General features: G+C 59.8%; 20 protein-coding genes. 9 read left to right on the top strand and 11 right to left on the bottom strand.

Going from position 1 to position 15,207, the window contains the following annotated elements; all coding sequences use genetic code 11:
• Positions 1 to 28 precede the first annotated feature (28 nt).
• Positions 29 to 241: a YXWGXW repeat-containing protein gene (locus ACA074_RS16780; protein WP_187678415.1), complete on the bottom strand. Its 213-nt coding sequence runs from the start codon at positions 239 to 241 to the stop codon at positions 29 to 31.
• Between the two features lie 41 nt (positions 242 to 282).
• Complete coding sequence (locus tag ACA074_RS16775) at positions 283 to 606, bottom strand: YXWGXW repeat-containing protein (RefSeq protein ID WP_187678414.1); 324 nt, start codon at positions 604 to 606, stop codon at positions 283 to 285.
• Positions 607 to 820: 214 nt separating this feature from the next.
• Here ACA074_RS16775 and ACA074_RS16770 point away from each other — a divergent pair, with 214 nt between their 5' ends.
• On the top strand, positions 821 to 1,507 hold the full coding sequence (locus tag ACA074_RS16770) for a GNAT family N-acetyltransferase (protein WP_489881008.1): 687 nt from the start codon (positions 821 to 823) through the stop codon (positions 1,505 to 1,507).
• Positions 1,508 to 1,576: 69 nt separating this feature from the next.
• Here ACA074_RS16770 and ACA074_RS16765 read toward each other — a convergent pair whose 3' ends face one another.
• Positions 1,577 to 2,017 carry a hotdog fold domain-containing protein gene (locus ACA074_RS16765; RefSeq protein ID WP_401267565.1) on the bottom strand — a complete coding sequence of 147 codons (441 nt, stop codon included), beginning with the start codon at positions 2,015 to 2,017 and terminating at the stop codon, positions 1,577 to 1,579.
• 161 nt (positions 2,018 to 2,178) lie between these two features.
• Here ACA074_RS16765 and ACA074_RS16760 point away from each other — a divergent pair, with 161 nt between their 5' ends.
• Positions 2,179 to 2,811 (top strand): TetR/AcrR family transcriptional regulator, encoded by a 633-nt coding sequence (locus ACA074_RS16760; protein ID WP_497614553.1) that lies wholly within the window; start codon positions 2,179 to 2,181, stop codon positions 2,809 to 2,811.
• A 79-nt stretch (positions 2,812 to 2,890) separates the two neighbouring features.
• On the opposite strand, the gene ACA074_RS16755 is transcribed toward ACA074_RS16760, so the two are convergent.
• Positions 2,891 to 3,529, bottom strand: a complete 639-nt coding sequence (locus ACA074_RS16755; protein ID WP_497677425.1) for a TetR/AcrR family transcriptional regulator — start codon at positions 3,527 to 3,529, stop codon at positions 2,891 to 2,893.
• An 85-nt stretch (positions 3,530 to 3,614) separates the two neighbouring features.
• On the opposite strand from ACA074_RS16755, the gene ACA074_RS16750 reads away from it, so the two are divergent.
• Complete coding sequence (locus tag ACA074_RS16750) at positions 3,615 to 4,202, top strand: NAD(P)H-dependent oxidoreductase (protein WP_187678409.1); 588 nt, start codon at positions 3,615 to 3,617, stop codon at positions 4,200 to 4,202.
• A 110-nt stretch (positions 4,203 to 4,312) separates the two neighbouring features.
• Here ACA074_RS16750 and ACA074_RS16745 read toward each other — a convergent pair whose 3' ends face one another.
• The 3 genes from ACA074_RS16745 to ACA074_RS16735 form a co-directional block, all read right to left on the bottom strand.
• Entirely contained in the window at positions 4,313 to 4,906 is a 594-nt protein-coding gene (locus ACA074_RS16745) for a hypothetical protein (RefSeq protein ID WP_497677424.1), read from the bottom strand.
• Between the two features lie 91 nt (positions 4,907 to 4,997).
• A complete protein-coding gene (locus tag ACA074_RS16740) occupies positions 4,998 to 5,372 on the bottom strand; it encodes a DUF6124 family protein (protein ID WP_497677423.1) in 375 nt (124 codons plus the stop codon).
• 458 nt (positions 5,373 to 5,830) lie between these two features.
• Positions 5,831 to 6,772, bottom strand: a complete 942-nt coding sequence (locus tag ACA074_RS16735) for a class I SAM-dependent methyltransferase (RefSeq protein ID WP_401267574.1) — start codon at positions 6,770 to 6,772, stop codon at positions 5,831 to 5,833.
• Between the two features lie 199 nt (positions 6,773 to 6,971).
• Here ACA074_RS16735 and ACA074_RS16730 point away from each other — a divergent pair, with 199 nt between their 5' ends.
• The 3 genes from ACA074_RS16730 (at position 6,972) to ACA074_RS16720 (ending at position 8,840) form a co-directional block, all read left to right on the top strand.
• Positions 6,972 to 7,385 (top strand): response regulator, encoded by a 414-nt coding sequence (locus ACA074_RS16730; protein WP_497679336.1) that lies wholly within the window; start codon positions 6,972 to 6,974, stop codon positions 7,383 to 7,385.
• Positions 7,386 to 7,461: 76 nt separating this feature from the next.
• A complete protein-coding gene (locus ACA074_RS16725) occupies positions 7,462 to 8,130 on the top strand; it encodes an HAD family hydrolase (RefSeq protein ID WP_497677422.1) in 669 nt (222 codons plus the stop codon).
• 110 nt (positions 8,131 to 8,240) lie between these two features.
• Positions 8,241 to 8,840 carry a DinB family protein gene (locus tag ACA074_RS16720; protein WP_187678491.1) on the top strand — a complete coding sequence of 200 codons (600 nt, stop codon included), beginning with the start codon at positions 8,241 to 8,243 and terminating at the stop codon, positions 8,838 to 8,840.
• Here ACA074_RS16720 and ACA074_RS16715 read toward each other — a convergent pair.
• Positions 8,755 to 9,681: a LysR substrate-binding domain-containing protein gene (locus ACA074_RS16715; RefSeq protein ID WP_497677421.1), complete on the bottom strand. Its 927-nt coding sequence runs from the start codon at positions 9,679 to 9,681 to the stop codon at positions 8,755 to 8,757. The genes ACA074_RS16720 and ACA074_RS16715 overlap by 86 nt on opposite strands.
• Before the next feature lie 57 nt (positions 9,682 to 9,738).
• Positions 9,739 to 10,626, bottom strand: coding sequence for a LysR substrate-binding domain-containing protein (locus ACA074_RS16710; protein WP_497614537.1), 888 nt, complete (start codon positions 10,624 to 10,626; stop codon positions 9,739 to 9,741).
• Positions 10,627 to 10,739: 113 nt separating this feature from the next.
• Here ACA074_RS16710 and ACA074_RS16705 point away from each other — a divergent pair, with 113 nt between their 5' ends.
• The 3 genes from ACA074_RS16705 to ACA074_RS16695 are packed head-to-tail and all read left to right on the top strand — an operon-like array spanning position 10,740 to position 12,989.
• The gene (locus ACA074_RS16705; protein ID WP_187678402.1) at positions 10,740 to 11,762 is read left to right on the top strand and encodes an aldo/keto reductase; all 1,023 of its coding nucleotides are present in this window, start codon (positions 10,740 to 10,742) and stop codon (positions 11,760 to 11,762) included.
• Entirely contained in the window at positions 11,759 to 12,556 is a 798-nt protein-coding gene (locus ACA074_RS16700; RefSeq protein ID WP_497677420.1) for an SDR family NAD(P)-dependent oxidoreductase, read from the top strand. The genes ACA074_RS16705 and ACA074_RS16700 overlap by 4 nt, the downstream gene beginning before the upstream one ends.
• Before the next feature lie 22 nt (positions 12,557 to 12,578).
• Positions 12,579 to 12,989: an SRPBCC family protein gene (locus tag ACA074_RS16695; RefSeq protein WP_401267590.1), complete on the top strand. Its 411-nt coding sequence runs from the start codon at positions 12,579 to 12,581 to the stop codon at positions 12,987 to 12,989.
• A gap of 130 nt (positions 12,990 to 13,119) precedes the next feature.
• Here ACA074_RS16695 and ACA074_RS16690 read toward each other — a convergent pair whose 3' ends face one another.
• Both ACA074_RS16690 and ACA074_RS16685 read right to left on the bottom strand, forming a co-directional pair.
• Positions 13,120 to 14,514 (bottom strand): sensor histidine kinase, encoded by a 1,395-nt coding sequence (locus ACA074_RS16690; RefSeq protein ID WP_497677419.1) that lies wholly within the window; start codon positions 14,512 to 14,514, stop codon positions 13,120 to 13,122.
• Entirely contained in the window at positions 14,492 to 15,175 is a 684-nt protein-coding gene (locus tag ACA074_RS16685) for a response regulator transcription factor (RefSeq protein ID WP_187678398.1), read from the bottom strand. Before ACA074_RS16685 ends, ACA074_RS16690 begins: the two co-directional genes overlap by 23 nt.
• Positions 15,176 to 15,207: the final 32 nt, after the last annotated feature.

Raw genomic sequence — 15,207 nt, 5'->3', positions numbered from 1 at the left:
CCACCGCGGTGACGCCAGTCCTCAACGATCAATACGCCCGCCAGTGCCCCGGTACCCAGCGCCATTGATTACCGGCCCAGCGGTGGTGACCGGCGACCCAGTGATAACCCGGTGCAGGCATGACCGGCACGACTTCCACCAGCGGCGGTGGCCGATGCGGCCGGGCCGGCGCGACGACGCAGCCGGACAGGGTGATGGCGACCAGCGTGGCGGCGAGCAGGGATTTAACGGCTTTCGACATGATGGTGTTCCCGCAAAGTGATCAGTGCAGGCGCGTTGCAATCAACGCACCCAGTGCCCTTCAACCCAGAACCAGTTCGGCCCTCGTGCCTGCCAGTGCCCCGGTTTCCAGTGCGCGTTGTACCGCACCGGTTGCCAGTGACCGGGCATCCACACATAACCACGTCCTTGCCAGCGCCAATGGCCCTGGTCCCAGACATAGCCGTGACGCGGGCCGGGCATCACTTCCATGCGCATTGGCGGTGGGGCTTGCTGGACGATCACCACTTGTTGGGCAAACACCGGGCCGCTGGCCAGCGCTGCCAGGGTCAACGGCACCAGCAGCCAGGTTTTTCGCCATTTGGACAGGGAACGCAAAACGCTCATGACAACTCCTCAAGGCCTGCGTCGGAAAGTGAACGCAGCTGAAGAATTGGATGCCAAATCCGCAAAAAATCCTGTTTGCCGTAGATGAAATTTTTTTCAGGCACAACCCTGCGGGAACGTAAGGGCTCGGCCACATTCGATTTGTCGTTGCCGATACAGGCGAAGTCAGCCCACAAGGTATGATGTCGCGGTTTTCCGCCGGAGGTCGCTCGTCATGCCACGCATCACCCACTACAAAACCCCATGCCCCGAAGGCGTCAACAGCCAGATTCTGCAGATGGTCGTCGACTACCTGACCGACATCAGCGCCGTGGGGCTCGGCCCGAGCAACCTGTTGTACAACGTCTATCAGTACGCGGTCGGCTATGAGGTGCATCTGTATCTGGAAGCGTTGAATGGCGAGAAGGGCACGGATGTGGAATTGCTGGTTGCCACCGATGACGACGACCCGGAGCAAGTCATCGGTTTCCTGTTGTACCTGCCGGTGCAGGGCGATTGGGAGGCGTGCAGCGTCGCTTACATGGCCGTGCGCGAAGGGCATCGGCGTCAGGGCGTGGCGCGGGCAATGATCAGTGAAATGGTCGGGCGTTATCCCCACGCCGAACTGGCCTGCACTGTCGGCAAAGTCCCGTATTTCGAGGCACTGGGCTTTGAGGTGATCGGCCAGCGCGAGACGCAAGTGCTGATGAGTACGCGGCATTACCGCAGCAACGGCTTGCATGGGTTCATCGACACCATGCCGATCTACCGTTCGCTGGAGGTGCAGCAGATCCACACCTATCTGCTACAGAAAAACGGCAAGCGCGCCATGCTCGATGCCGAGAAGCAGCGCGACAGGCATCTCGATCAAACCACCCGTCACACCGAGGAATTTGTCCGCCAACGGCTGACCGTTCACTGATCAGCCATAGGCATCCCGAAAGCCCTTGTTGCGAGTCCGGCAGCAGGGGCTTTTTTGTGGCCGCAGTGTTCAGGCAAGTTTCACGTTCATGGTGATCCGCGCCGTGAACACGTGTTTGCCCTCGGTATCGTGAATGTCCACGGTGACGATCTTGTCGCCTTCGCTCTGCCAATCGACGCCGTCGCCAGTGGCCACGGCCGTCACATCGGTTTTCGCCTTGGCCAGGTATTCCACGGTCATGCCCTTGGGAATCCAGCGGGCGCCGGCTGGGATCGAGACGTCAGTCATCATCCCGGCCGCGAGTTCCGCCGCATTGCACATGGCGATCGCATGCACGGTGCCCAAATGATTGGTGATCTCGCGGCGAAACGGCACTTGCACTGTCGCGGCATTCGCGCGCAACTCGGTCACCAGCGGGTTGATGCTGCTGAAGTACGGCGCAACCTGGCAGGCCATCTGGCTGAAGGCCTGAGGGCCTGCGCTATTGAACATGCTGAGAAACTGGCTCATGGAGAAACCTCAATGGAAGCGTTTTACGGAATTATGTTCCGTTACAGAATATTGTTCTGTAACGGAACGGTATTCTGTCTGTGGGAAATCTGTCAACCTAGGCGCGTTTTTGCCATAGGCACGGCGTGCCTTTTCAACTCCATATTTCAGGCTTGAGCCGCATGGACACCGCAGATTTACTTGAACGCAGCTACCCGGGCCGCCGGGCCGAACTCAAGCGCGATATTTTTCGCAAGGCCCTGAGCCTGTTCAACGAGCAGGGCATCGAAGCCACCACCATCGACATGATCCGCGCCGAATGCGATACCAGCGTCGGTGCGATCTACCACCATTTCGGCAACAAGGAAGGCCTGGTGGCGGCGCTGTTCTTTACTGCCCTTGAGGATCAGGCGCGCCTGCGTGACGCCTATCTGGACGCGGCAAACACCACGGAAGAAGGCGTGCAGGCGCTGGTGTTCAGCTATGTCGATTGGGTCGAGCGCCAACCGGAATGGGCGCGGTTTCAGTACCACGCGCGGTTTGCCGTGACCAAGGGCCCGTTCAAGGAAGAATTGGCCGAGCGCAACAAGACGCGCAATGTGCGTCTGCGTGAGTGGCTGGCCGAGTCCGGGCGCGCCGCTGAACTCAAGGCGCTGCCTGCCGAACTGTTGCCGTCGCTGATCATCGGCCAGGCCGACAGTTATTGCCGAGCCTGGTTGGCAGGAAGGGTGAAGGGCAGTCCAACGGCGTATCGCGAGTTGCTGGCGCAAGCGGTGTGGCAGTCTATTCGCAGTGACAACGAACCTTCGCGCTGATTTACGCAGACAAAAAAAGAGCCGCAAAGCTCTTTGATGGGGAGGAAGTGGAGCCCGTGAGGCTCAAGCGCCGGGGGGCTCAAGTTCCAATAGTCGCGCGGGCGGCCGCTCTTTCGACCAGCGCAATGATCGTTGCGAAAAGCTCGTTGCTGGCTTCTTCGGCGCTGATTTCGCGGTTGGCTGCCGCTTGGGAAAGCGCTTCGGCGGCGCCGAGCATTGCCCGCAGTCCCGCTTGGGTGATCTGCCCGCCACTGGCAAAAGGCGCAAGGACGCTCCGACATTTTTCAAGGAAGATCGCCTCGTACTCACGCTTGACCTTCTCAAGTTCCGGCGTGCTGGCCAGCGCGGCAATCACCCCGGGAATTTCGTTGCCTTGCAGCAATACGCAATCGACATACGCACTTGCGATCACTGACGCGGTGCCGACCAACGACGGCTGGCAGTTAGCAATAGCGGCATCCATCACCACGGTCTGACGGGCATCGAAATCCCGGTACAGCGCCGCCAGCAATCCTGCACGCGTGACGAAGTGGTCGTAGACCACCGGCTTGGTCACGCCAGCCTTCTCGGCCAAGTAACCGAGGGTCAGGGCATCGGTGCCTTCGACTCGGATGATCTGCCAGGCAACGTCGAGCAACTGGCGCAGGCGGTCTTCACGGGACAGACGCCGGCGCGGTTGGACGGGGGAATTCTCTTCGGACATTTCGTGGGTTGACATCGCTATATACCAAACGTAACTTACTTTCCGTAACTTACCAAGAGTATATAAGCCTTGATCTGTCTTCACCAACAGGAGATTTCCCATGCACGCATTGATTGTTATCGCGCATCACGATCCGCGCTCATTGACTCATGGCGTGGCGGCGCAGATCGCCGAAGGCCTGACACTGGCTGATCCAGCCAACACCGTCGAATTCGCCGACCTGTACGCTGAAGGCTTCGAACCCCGCTTCGGCGCTGCGGATTTTGCCGTGCATCACCGCGAGGCTCAGCCGCCTGCAGATGTGCTGGCCGAACAGACACGCATTGATCGCGCCGACACATTGGTGCTGGTGTACCCGGTGTATTGGTGGTCGATGCCGGCGCTGCTCAAGGGCTGGATCGACCGGGTTTTCAGCAATGGCTGGGCGTTTGATTTCGGCGGTGACCTCAGCCATGTGAAGCTGCTTCAGCGCATGCGAGTGCATCTGGTCCAACTCGCCGGGGCGGACGCGCGCACCTATGAGCGCCATGGCTATGGCGCGGCGATGAAGGCGCAGATCGAACACGGGATTTTCAATTATAGCGGGGCGACGGTGCTGAGTTCGACGTTGCTGCCGGAGTCGGAGTTGCGTGATCCCGGGCAGCAACTGAATGTCGCCCGAGAGCTCGGCACCCAAATGGCCAAGTAACACCTGTAGGAGCTGCCGAAGGCTCGGGCCGCGATCGGACGATCTTTTGATCTTGTTTTTTAGAATCAAAATCAAAAGATCGCAGCCCTCGGCAGCTCCTACAGAGTCGATCAATCTGGCATCGAGCGAATGATGTCGGCCAAATCATCCTTGGTTATTTCATTGGCTTTGATAGCGGCGGCGATGTCTTTTTTGGAAAGCGGGAAACGCTTGAAAATGTCTTTCAAATTGTCCGCATCAACATTGGCCAACCAGAGCGGATCAATAAAGGAACCGCCATACTCAGGTTTCATCGGTACTTCTTCGTGGGCAATAGCTCCTTTGTGGTTGAGATACACCACATAACGATCATGCCCTTCAGGAAAACTTTTATCGTGATATAGCGTGGTACCTAGAGGCAGGACATAGTAATTCTCGTCGCCATTCGGACCTTCGATCAGCAACGGTTCTTTCGTTTTGATCATTTTCATATCGTGACGGCTCGAAACATCGCCAAGCATCAGAAAAGCCATAAAGATCGCACTGACCGATAGAACTGCCACCACCCACAGACTAAGTTGCCTGTTCGTAAAAAATTTCCTTATCACTTTGCGCCTCGGTATTCCCTTCGAGCATGGCTGGTAAATCAGCGGGCATGAAAACGCTTGCGGTGTATTGATCATGCCGACGCTCTGCGTAGGAATGATCGAAAACAGATTATCCATGCAGTTTGCGGATTGATATAAAAAACGCGACCCCTGATTTTGGGTCGCGTTTTCCTGGATTGGCTTGGAAAAACTGTGGTGAGGGAGTTGCCTAAGGTTGCAGTTCTACGTGATCGAGGGCCTGGTTGACGGCCAGTTCACCCAGCATCACGATTTGGGCGATGCCCAGAGCGGTTTTGCGATGTGAGGGCGGTAGTGAAGCGGCGAAGTTGTTGAGCATTTCGCTGGCCGAGCCGAGGGTTTCGCTGGCGTTGGCCAGCAGGGATTCGGTGTTGTACTTGGGGTTGGCGAAGTACATGGACTCCGGCTCGTTGGCGCTGGACATGATGCCGGCACCGGGATTGAGGTAGTAATCAAGGGCGCGGTCGGCGGCTTCGTGGAGTTTTTTGCTGTCGACTGAGGCGTAGGGGGATGTGGTGTCGGTGGTGGCTTTTGATTCTGGCGGGTTGGGTGTTGGTTTTTTCATGGTGTTCTTCTCTCTCTAAGCTGTGGAGCTGGTCCATTCGGCTTCCGGTCGAATGGGTGGCAGCTGTACGCAAGGCTGGAAACCCGGGGAGCAGAGAAACCCGGACGACCCGAAGGTCCCCCACGCACAGCCGCCATAACAAAGTGCACACCAAAAAGGTGCGCAATCATACGTCATGAATGGCGCTTTTGCGTTCTGCAGTCCCACGGGGTTTCCAGTCCCGGTCGCTGAATTGGCAGCGACGAGCACAGGCTAGAGACCTGACGTCCGGCGGACAACCTGAAAACATTGTGGGAAGGTTCTGCAAATTCGAAACAACTTTTAAACATCCCGAATTGAAATACGCAGGAAGCTGCGGTGGGTTGCGATCTTTTGATCTGGTTTTTAAAGGGGCAAGATCAAAAGATCGTCCGATCGCGGCCCGAGCCTGCGGCAGCTCCACAGGGGATATTGTTGTGTCAGTGAGTGCGTTGGAAGACCAGGGCCTTCAGGCCGCTTTCGGGATCTATGTCAGGAAATTCCGGCGGGTTCTCCAACCGCTGCTCGAAGCGCAGACTCGGCGCTTCCTGCGTCACGCCATCAATCAAGAAGTCTGAACCGAACGCCGGGTCATTCATGCACGCCAGCACCACACCGTCAGCAGTCAGCAGTTCCGGCAAACGGCGCAGTACGCGCTGGTAATCCTTGGTCAGCAGAAAACTGCCTTTCTGGAACGACGGCGGGTCGATGATCACCAGGTCATACGGGCCGCTGTTGATCACCTTGCCCCAGGACTTGAACAGGTCGTGGCCAAGGAAGCTGACTTTGCTCAGGTCATGCCCGTTCAACCGATGATTGTCGCGTCCACGGCTCAACGCTGCGCGCGACATGTCCAGGTTGACCACATGGCTGGCGCCCCCCTCGATAGCCGCGACGGAAAAACCGCAGGTGTAGGCAAACAGGTTCAGCACGCGCTTGCCGTCTGCCTGTTCGCGCACCCAATTGCGCCCGTAACGCATGTCAAGAAACAGCCCGGCGTTCTGCTTGCGACCGAGATCGACGCGGTATTGCAAGCCGCCTTCGACGACGGTCATTTCGTCGATCTCTTCACCGACCAGCCATTGTGCGGTGCTCTGCGGCAGGTAACGGTGCTGGATCAACAAGGTATGCGCGCCGGCCTGTTGCCACTCATTCGAACCACTGATGTCCAGCAGCAAGCGCTTGAGGTCTTCAAGCTGTTCAGGCGCCGGCTCCTTGAACAACGACACCAGCACCACGCCTTGCAGCCAGTCCACGGTCAGCTGCTCCAGCCCCGGCCAGCAACGTCCGCGGCCGTGGAACAGGCGGCGGGTCTCGCTCGGTGCCGCCGCGAGCGCGGGCAGCAAGTGGGCGTGGAGGGTGGCGAGGGCTTCAGGGTTCATCGGTCACGGTCGGCAAGCAAAAGGGCCGGCATTTTAACCACAATTACGCCCTCGCGAACGCCTGGCGCCAATGGACAAAAACGACTATTCGGAAAACACCTGTATCAAAAATGAATTTCTGCAGAACCCGCCGCTCATACCAGATAAGCAGCGGATTCAAGCCGCTAAATCGTTAATGCAATTCAGGGAGTGCAGTTCCATGTGCCCAACACCGACGGCGGACACGCACCTTCCTGACGGATTGATTCTGGTGGTTGAGGATGATCCGTTGATTCTGGAGTTTCTCTGCGAAATTCTTCAGGAGGAAGGTTTCAGGGTTGCGCCGCAGACCAGTGCTGACGACGCATCACAATATTTGGAGGAGCATGCGCCGGAAGTGGCGTTGCTGCTGACTGATATCACCATGCCCGGCACCCTCAATGGTGCGGATCTGGCCAATCTGGTTGGCGACCGCTGGCCGGACAAACCGGTGATGGTCATGTCCGGCTATGAAACGCCGGAGACGTCCGGGGTCAAGTACCCCGTGGCGTTTATCAAAAAGCCCTGGGCCATCGGTCAATTGCTCGACTGCGTGGTAGGTGCGCTGAAGTCCAAGGCGCCGCTTCTGCACTGAAGCACTGGGTTCGTCGGTCAGGCAGATGCTACATTGCCCGGCCAACCTGACTGCCATTGCCAGAGGATGCGACCCTTTGTCTGCTCACGATTGTGTTTTTGACCGCGCGTTCGGCGCGTTCCTGTTCGACATGGACGGCACCGTCCTCAACTCCATCGCCGCCGCCGAGCGGATCTGGTCAGCCTGGGCCGTGCGGCATGGCGTGGACGTCGAATCGTTTTTGCCGACCATTCATGGCGCGCGGGCCATCGACACCATCAATCGCCTGAACTTGCCGGGAGTGAATGCCGAAGAACAAGCGGCGTTCATCACCGAGGCGGAAATCGGCGACGTTGAAGGCATTGTCGAGATTCCCGGTGCGGCAGCGTTTCTCAAGCGCCTGCCCGCCGAGCGCTGGGCCATGGTCACTTCGGCGCCGCGGGATCTGGCCTTGCGGCGGATGGCAGCGGCGGGCATTCCGGTGTCTGCGGTGATGATCACTGCCGAGGATGTGAAGGCCGGCAAACCCGATCCGTCCGGTTATATTCTGGCCGCCAAACGCCTGGGACTTGAGCCCCGCGACTGCCTGATTTTCGAAGACGCTACCGTCGGAATTCAGGCCGCCGAAGCCGCCGGCGCGCCGCTGATGATCATCACCACGACGCACCAGCATCCACTCGAAACGTCGCATGCGACATTGGCCAGTTACGAGGCGATCAGCGTCAAAGTCGACAGCGCCGGTCAGCTTCACCTGCACAAGGCCTGACACACCACGATTCCTGTGGGGTAGATCGTGACCGACGATCAGGCCCCACGGCGCCTGCGCCAACTCGGGCTATCCTAGGCTCAGCCTTTTTGTGCCTGCGGAGCCTCATGATGATCAACCTGGCCACTGCCCACCTGTTCGCTGATTACAAATCCTGGGCCAATCAACGCCTGTTCGACAGCCTCCAAGCACTGCCTCCTGAGGAAATCACCAAGGAGCGCAAAACGATCTTCAAGAACCTGATCGGCACCTTGAACCACATCTACGTGGTTGACCGCATCTGGCAGGCGCACCTTGAGGGGCGAGACCATGGCTTTCAGTCTTCCCATGATCTGGTGCACGCCGATCTCGGCGAATTGCGCCAGGCCCAGCAGGACGTCGATCGCTGGTATAGCACCTGGAGCCAGCAACAGACCGAGGCTTCACTCAATCGCGAGATCGATTTCAAGTTCGTCTCCGGCGACGGCGGCAGCATGAACGCCGGGGCGATTTTCCTGCATGTGATCAACCACAACAGCTATCACCGTGGCTGGGTGATCCAGATGTATTTCGAGATTCCGCAGATGCCGCCGATGACCGATCTGCCGGTGTATCTGCGCGAGGTCGACCCGAATTTCAAAGCGTTCAGTGCGCCTCCAGCGGCAGCGGAGCCGACATGTGATGGGCAATCAGCGAGCGCAACCAACGTTCCGCAGGGTCGTTGTCGTTAACACCGTTCCAGACCATCGACAGCTCCGAGGGGACGATGTCGAACGGCGGGTCGTCGGCACGCAAACCGTTGCTGCCTTCAACCAGTGCACACGCCGCAAAGTCCGGCACGGTGGCGAGCATGTCGGTGCCGGCGAGAATCGCCCGTAACCCGGCGAATTGCGGCACCGCCAGCACCACGCGACGGCTGCGATTGACCCGCGCCAGATCGTTGTCGATGGCCCCGCCCAGGTCCCCGGAAAACGACACCAGCGCATGCGGGCGCTCGCAGTAATCGTCGAGGGTCAGCGCACCGGGACGGTCGTCGGCACGGAGGATCTTGCAGCGTAAATCGCGCAGCTTTTTCCGCTTGGCGTTGGCCGGCAGTTCGGTGGTGTAACTGACGCCCACGGAGATTTCCCCGGTGGCGAGCATTGACGACATCAACAGAAAATTCACCCGGCGGATCACCACCACCACGTTCGGTGCTTCTTCGCGCAGCTGTTTGAGCAGCGGCGGCAGCAGGCCGAATTCCGCGTCGTCGGACAGACCGATGCGAAACACGTCACGGCTGGCCAGCGGGTCGAAATCCTTGGCGCGGCTGACGGCACCCGAGATGGTGTCCATCGCCGGTTGCAGCTCCTTGAGGATCGCCAGCGCCCGTTGCGTGGGTTCGAGGGTGCGGCCGTTGCGCACCAGCAGCGGATCGTCGAACAGATCGCGCAGACGGGCGAGGGAAGCGCTGACCGCCGGTTGGCCGAGGAACAGTTTTTCCCCGGCGCGGGTCAGGTTCTTTTCGAACATCAGCGTTTCGAAAATCACCAACAGGTTCATGTCGACGCGGCGCAGGTCGTTACGGTTCATGCCCAAAGCCTCCGATGTGCGGATTCTTCAGTGTAGTGAAACCAGTCATTCCTGAAGTCAGGGGGCGGTGCCTGTCAGCACTTTGCGAAACGTCTCCACCAACGGCCGCAAATTGATCCGGTGCCACGCCGCCCACAGCGGAGTAGTAAACGCCAGCCACGGCACCTCGCGCAGCACCACCCCCGGTGGGGCGTTATGGCTCAAACCCTTCTGGATCATGGCAATCCCCAACCCCGACGCCACCAGCCCCAGCGCGGTAAACGGCTCGGTCGCCTGCATCCGCACATCCGGGGTAAAGCCTGCACGGATGCACGCGCTGACGAACTCATCGCTCGCATCCTGCCGTGGCTGCACGCCGATCCATTCCTGATCGGCCAGATCCTCTGGACTCAGTGAGGCTTTGCCAGCTAACGGATGCTGTTCCGGCAACGCCAACAGCATCGGATCATCGAGTACCTGAAATCCGAGCAGATCCGGATCGTCATCGGTCGGCGGCTCACTCACCAAGGCAATATCGAGACTACGCTGTCGCAAGCCTTCCAGTTGCTCGGTGGAACTGAGGTTGTACAGCGCGACATGTACGTTCGGCCGGTCCACCCGCAGCACGCGAAGGGCATTGGGCAGGACGCCGGCGTGCATGGCGTTTTCGATGTAGCCGATGCACAACCCGCCTTCTTCGCCCCGGCCCAGTCGCTTGCCGAGGGATTCCAGGCGATTGGCGTGGGTCAGCAGGGCGCGGGTTTCAGCGAGGAAGGTCTGGCCATCGCGGGTCAGACGAATGCGTTGCTGGCTGCGCTCGAACAGCGTCAGGCCCAGGCGCTCTTCGAGCTGGGCGATCTGCCGGCTCAGCGGTGACTGGGAAATATGCAGCCGCTCGGCAGCACGGCCGACGTGCTCTTCCTCGGCGACGGCGACGAAGTAGCGCAATTGGCGAATGTCGATCATGTCAGACCTCTAGGGACTCAAGTACTACGAATTATGTCTTGGAAGGTCTCGGTGTCGCAATCTAGGATCTGCTCAACGGTCACGCAGACCACGCAACGAATGAGGACAATCCAATGAGCTTGAAAGACAAACTGCCCGGCCAACTGGGCTTCGGCACCGCCCCACTGGGCAACATGTTCCGCGCCATCCCCGAAGCAGAAGCGCAGGCCACCGTGCATGCCGCGTGGGATGCCGGTGTGCGCTACTTCGACACCGCGCCGTTCTACGGCTCGGGTTTGTCGGAGATCCGCCTCGGTGAAGCACTGAAACAATACAAGCGCGACGACTATGTGCTGAGCAGCAAAGTCGGCCGGGTGATTCTCGATGAAGTCGAAGACGCCGCTGCCCGCGATCTGGGCGAGAAGAGCGGGGTGTTCGAACACGGTCGCCCGAACAAGATCGTTAACGACTACAGCGCCGACGCAACCCTGCGTTCAATCGAGGACAGCCTCAATCGCCTGCAAACCGACCGTCTCGACATCGTCTGGGTGCACGACATTGCTCAGGACTTCTACGGCGATCAATGGCTGGAATATTTCAATCAGGCCCGCACCGGCGCGTTCAAAGTGCTGACCCGTTTGCGTGAAGAAGGCGTGATCAAGGGCTGGGGCCTGGGCGTGAACAAGGTCGAGCCGTGCGAGTTGACGCTGGATCTGACCGAGGCGCAGCCGGACGGTTTCCTGCTCGCGGGGCGCTACACGCTGCTCGATCACGAGCGTCCGTTACAACGCCTGATGGAGGCGGCGCTGGCGCAAAACGTTGAAATCGTCGTTGGCGGCCCTTACAGCTCAGGAATTCTGGCTGGCGGTGCGCACTTCGAATACCAGAAGGCCAACCCTGAAATCGTCGCCCGGGTTGAGCAGATCAAACGCATCGCTGCGGCTTACAACGTCGATGTGAAAGCCGCTGCCCTGCAATTTTCGCTGGCTCATCCAGCGGTTGCAGCGGTGATTCCCGGTGCGAGCAAGCCGGGTCGCATCGCCGAAGACGTGGCCGCACTGTCGGCGACCATTCCTGCTGGTTTCTGGCAGGCCATGCGTGACGCAAAACTGGTGTCCGAACGTGCACCATTGCCAATCGATGAGGTGAAAGCATGAAGATTGATCTGAGTGGAAAACTCGCCATTGTCAGCGGCAGCACCGCTGGTATCGGTTTGGGCATCAGCCAGTCGCTGGCTGAATCCGGCGCTACGGTGGTGGTGATCGGCCGCGACACGGCCAAGGTCGAGCAGGCACTGGCGAGCATTCGCAAGAAGGTGCCTGGCGCCCAGTTGCGCGGTTTGACGGCGGATCTGGGCACCGCCGAAGGCGCGGAGAAACTCTTCGCCGCAGAACCGAAAGCCGACATTCTGGTGAATAACCTCGGCATCTTTAATGACGTCGACTTCTTCGACGCGCCGGACAGCGAGTGGGCGCGCTTCTATGAGGTCAACGTGATTTCCGGTGTGCGTCTGTCGCGGCATTATGTGCCGGCGATGGTCGAGCAGGGCTGGGGCCGGGTGATTTTCCTGTCTTCGGAATCCGGGGTGGCGACGCCGGCCGACATGATCAATTATGGCGTGACCAAAAGCGCCAATCTGGCGGTGTCCCATGGCTTGGCCAAACGTCTGGCTGGCACAGGCGTGACGGTCAATGCGATCCTGCCGGGGCCGACTTTCACCGATGGCCTGGAGGAGATGCTCAAGGACGCCGCTGCCGAGTCCGGCCGCAACCTGCGCGATGAGGCCGATGCCTTTGTGCGCAAGGCGCGTCCGACCTCGATCATCCAGCGCGTGGCCGATGTCGAAGAGGTCGCACATCTGGTGACCTACATCGCTTCACCGCTGTCCTCGGCCACGACCGGCGCCGCCTTGCGGGTCGACGGTGGTGTGGTCGACAGCCTGACAATCTGAATTCCTTACGAGAGACGTTTTTATGGCAACTGCATCCGCAACCATCGACATCCCGGCTTCGGCCGATCAGGTCTGGCAATTGATCGGCGGCTTCAACACGCTGCCGGACTGGCTGCCGTTCATTCCCAACAGCGAACTCAGCGACGGCGGGCGTGTACGCACCCTGCAAACCGCCGATGGCGCCGTGGTGATTGAACGTCTGCAAACGTTCGACAATGCCGCCAGGACCTACAGCTATTCGATTGAACAGGCACCGTTCCCGGCCACCGATTATCTGGCGACGATCAAGGTTGAAGCCCAAGGGCAGGGGGCACGGGTCACGTGGTCGGGGCGTTTCACCGCCAAAGGCGTGAGCGATGAGGAAGTGGTGGCGTTGTTCAGCGGCATCTACCAGGGCGGCCTAGAGGCACTGCGGGCCAATTACCCGGCCTGAAGAACGCCACAATCCAATGTAGGAGCGAGCCTGCTCGCGATGGCGCATGGTCAGTCGATATCTTCTTTGACTGATACACCGTTATCGCGAGCAGGCTCACTCCTACAGGGATTGCATTCCAAGGTAGCGGTCAGGTGTTGGCGATCAGGCTCTGCCGACAATCGAGCACCAGTTTCGCCCCACCCAAGTCACTGCTGCGCACTTCCAGGCTGAAGCCGTGCAAGCTGACAATCGCCGCGACAATCGACAATCCCAGGCCAAAACCACCTTGCGGCTGCCCAACTTCGGCACGATAGAAACGCTGGAACACTGCCTCGCGTTCGGCTTCGGGAATCCCCGGGCCTGAGTCGTGTACTTCAATCCGCGTGTGCCCGGCATCATTCACCCCACGCAAAATCACCGTGCCGCCGACGGGCGTGAATTTGATCGAGTTGCTCAGCAGATTCGCCAAGGCCTCGAACAACAACGCCCGATCACCATTGAGCGGCGGCAAGGTCTCCGGCATGTTCAGTTCGAAGCGCAACTCGCCTTCCTCGGCCAGCGGCAGGTAAAACTCGTGAAGTTCTTCGAGCAGCAACACGGGGTCCAGTTCGACAAACCCTGAACGGCGCTGACGATCCTCCAGCTCGGAAATCCGCAACAAACCCCGAAACCGCGCCATCAGCGTATCCGCCTCGGCCAGCACCAGATCCAGTTGCGCGGCTTCCTGGGAACCTTCACCGGCCTGTTGCTGCATGCGATACAACTGCGCGCGCAAGCGGGTCAGCGGGGTACGCAGATCATGGGCGATGTTGTCGCAGACGCCTTTGACCTCATTCATCAGGCGCTCGATGCGCTCCAGCATCGCGTTGACGATGGCGGCGAGCATGTCCAGTTCATCGCGGCGGTTGGATAGCGGCAAACGCTGGGTCAGGTCGCCGGCCACAATGGCTTGCGCGCGATCCTGAATCGCACGAATGCGCCGCAACGGGCGGCGCCGCAGCAGGTGCCAACCGGCGATCCCCGGAAGAATGGTCAGCGACACGCCCCAGAACAACGCATGCAAAATGATCCGCGTCACGGCGAACAGCGAGCCGTTATCGCGCAGCAGCACCAGCCAGCGACCATCGCGGGTTTGCGTCGCGACGGCATCGCAGCTGTCGGCGGGCAGGGTCGGATCATCGGAGTCGGCGCATTCGGAAAGCATGTGGATCTTGCCGTCCAGCGGCAGGCCTTCCGGCAGTTGTTGCAAGGCGCCGCCGAGGTAGCGGCCCTCGGCGTCGAACAGACCGTAAGCGTCAATGCCGCGAATATCGAAGGTCATGCTCGCGGCGAGCGCTTCATCGAGTTGCTGGCCGCGAAAGTGCGAAAACAGGTGCTGACGTTGCATCAGCGAATGTTTGGCGAGGTTGTCGAGGTAGCCGGAAACCTCGTAGTACATGACCCCCATGAGGATCGCGCTCCACGCCACGAACAGCGAACTGTACAGCGCCAGCAAGCGGCTGCTGGAGGAGCGCCAGCCGTCAGACGGGTTCGGCAATGACATAACCCGAGCCCCGTACCGTGCGGATCAGCGGAACGTTGCCCGCCGCGTCGATCTTCTTGCGCAAACGGCCGATGTGCACGTCGATCAGGTTGGTGCCGGGGTCGAAGTGATAACCCCAGACTTCTTCGAAAATCATCATCCGCGACAGAATCTGTCCGCTGTTGCGCATCAGGAATTCCAGCAATTTGTATTCGGTCGGCAGCAGCGTCAGCACCTGCTCGGCGCGGCGTGCTTCGTGGCTGATCAGATCCAGCTCAAGATCCGCCACCCGCAACGTCGTCGCTTGAGTGGCGCCGCTGTTCTGCCGGCGCAGCAACACTTCGACCCGCGCGGCCATCTCGTCGGTGGCGAAGGGTTTGGTCAGGTAATCGTCGCCACCGGCACGCAAGCCGCGCACGCGCTCGTCGACATCGGAGAGGGCGCTGATCATCAGGATCGGCGTCGCCACGCCCATGGTGCGCAGGGTGGTGACGATGGCCAGGCCATCGAGCTCCGGCAGCATGCGGTCGAGAGTGATCAGGTCGTAGTTGCCGCTCACGGCACGGTCGAGGCCTTCGCGGCCATTGTCGACCCAGTCAACGTCGAGGCCGTGGCTGCTGAGTTCGGCGACGATTTCCCGGGCGGTCACGGCGTCGTCTTCGATGGTCAATATGCGAGTCATAGGGCAGGCCTTGATCGGTTCAAACGGAATGG

It is taken from the genome of Pseudomonas sp. LBUM1655, assembly GCF_059716085.1.
Note: the sequence above shows the minus strand (reverse complement) of the source record. Positions and strands in the feature narration are given on the sequence as shown.

Excerpts from the sequence above, each read along its gene's own strand:
- ACA074_RS16750 (WP_187678409.1), top strand. The coding sequence starts at position 3,615 with ATGCACGCATTGATTGTTATCGCGCATCACGATCCGCGCTCATTGACT.
- ACA074_RS16770 (WP_489881008.1), top strand. The coding sequence starts at position 821 with ATGCCACGCATCACCCACTACAAAACCCCATGCCCCGAAGGCGTCAAC.
- ACA074_RS16705 (WP_187678402.1), top strand. The coding sequence starts at position 10,740 with ATGAGCTTGAAAGACAAACTGCCCGGCCAACTGGGCTTCGGCACCGCC.
- ACA074_RS16735 (WP_401267574.1), bottom strand. The coding sequence starts at position 6,772 with ATGAACCCTGAAGCCCTCGCCACCCTCCACGCCCACTTGCTGCCCGCG.
- ACA074_RS16755 (WP_497677425.1), bottom strand. The coding sequence starts at position 3,529 with ATGTCAACCCACGAAATGTCCGAAGAGAATTCCCCCGTCCAACCGCGC.
- ACA074_RS16780 (WP_187678415.1), bottom strand. The coding sequence starts at position 241 with ATGTCGAAAGCCGTTAAATCCCTGCTCGCCGCCACGCTGGTCGCCATC.
- ACA074_RS16740 (WP_497677423.1), bottom strand. The coding sequence starts at position 5,372 with ATGAAAAAACCAACACCCAACCCGCCAGAATCAAAAGCCACCACCGAC.
- ACA074_RS16745 (WP_497677424.1), bottom strand. The coding sequence starts at position 4,906 with ATGGATAATCTGTTTTCGATCATTCCTACGCAGAGCGTCGGCATGATC.
- ACA074_RS16765 (WP_401267565.1), bottom strand. The coding sequence starts at position 2,017 with ATGAGCCAGTTTCTCAGCATGTTCAATAGCGCAGGCCCTCAGGCCTTC.
- ACA074_RS16775 (WP_187678414.1), bottom strand. The coding sequence starts at position 606 with ATGAGCGTTTTGCGTTCCCTGTCCAAATGGCGAAAAACCTGGCTGCTG.
- ACA074_RS16700 (WP_497677420.1), top strand. The coding sequence starts at position 11,759 with ATGAAGATTGATCTGAGTGGAAAACTCGCCATTGTCAGCGGCAGCACC.
- ACA074_RS16730 (WP_497679336.1), top strand. The coding sequence starts at position 6,972 with ATGTGCCCAACACCGACGGCGGACACGCACCTTCCTGACGGATTGATT.
- ACA074_RS16720 (WP_187678491.1), top strand. The coding sequence starts at position 8,241 with ATGATCAACCTGGCCACTGCCCACCTGTTCGCTGATTACAAATCCTGG.
- ACA074_RS16760 (WP_497614553.1), top strand. The coding sequence starts at position 2,179 with ATGGACACCGCAGATTTACTTGAACGCAGCTACCCGGGCCGCCGGGCC.
- ACA074_RS16695 (WP_401267590.1), top strand. The coding sequence starts at position 12,579 with ATGGCAACTGCATCCGCAACCATCGACATCCCGGCTTCGGCCGATCAG.
- ACA074_RS16685 (WP_187678398.1), bottom strand. The coding sequence starts at position 15,175 with ATGACTCGCATATTGACCATCGAAGACGACGCCGTGACCGCCCGGGAA.
- ACA074_RS16710 (WP_497614537.1), bottom strand. The coding sequence starts at position 10,626 with ATGATCGACATTCGCCAATTGCGCTACTTCGTCGCCGTCGCCGAGGAA.
- ACA074_RS16690 (WP_497677419.1), bottom strand. The coding sequence starts at position 14,514 with ATGTCATTGCCGAACCCGTCTGACGGCTGGCGCTCCTCCAGCAGCCGC.
- ACA074_RS16715 (WP_497677421.1), bottom strand. The coding sequence starts at position 9,681 with ATGAACCGTAACGACCTGCGCCGCGTCGACATGAACCTGTTGGTGATT.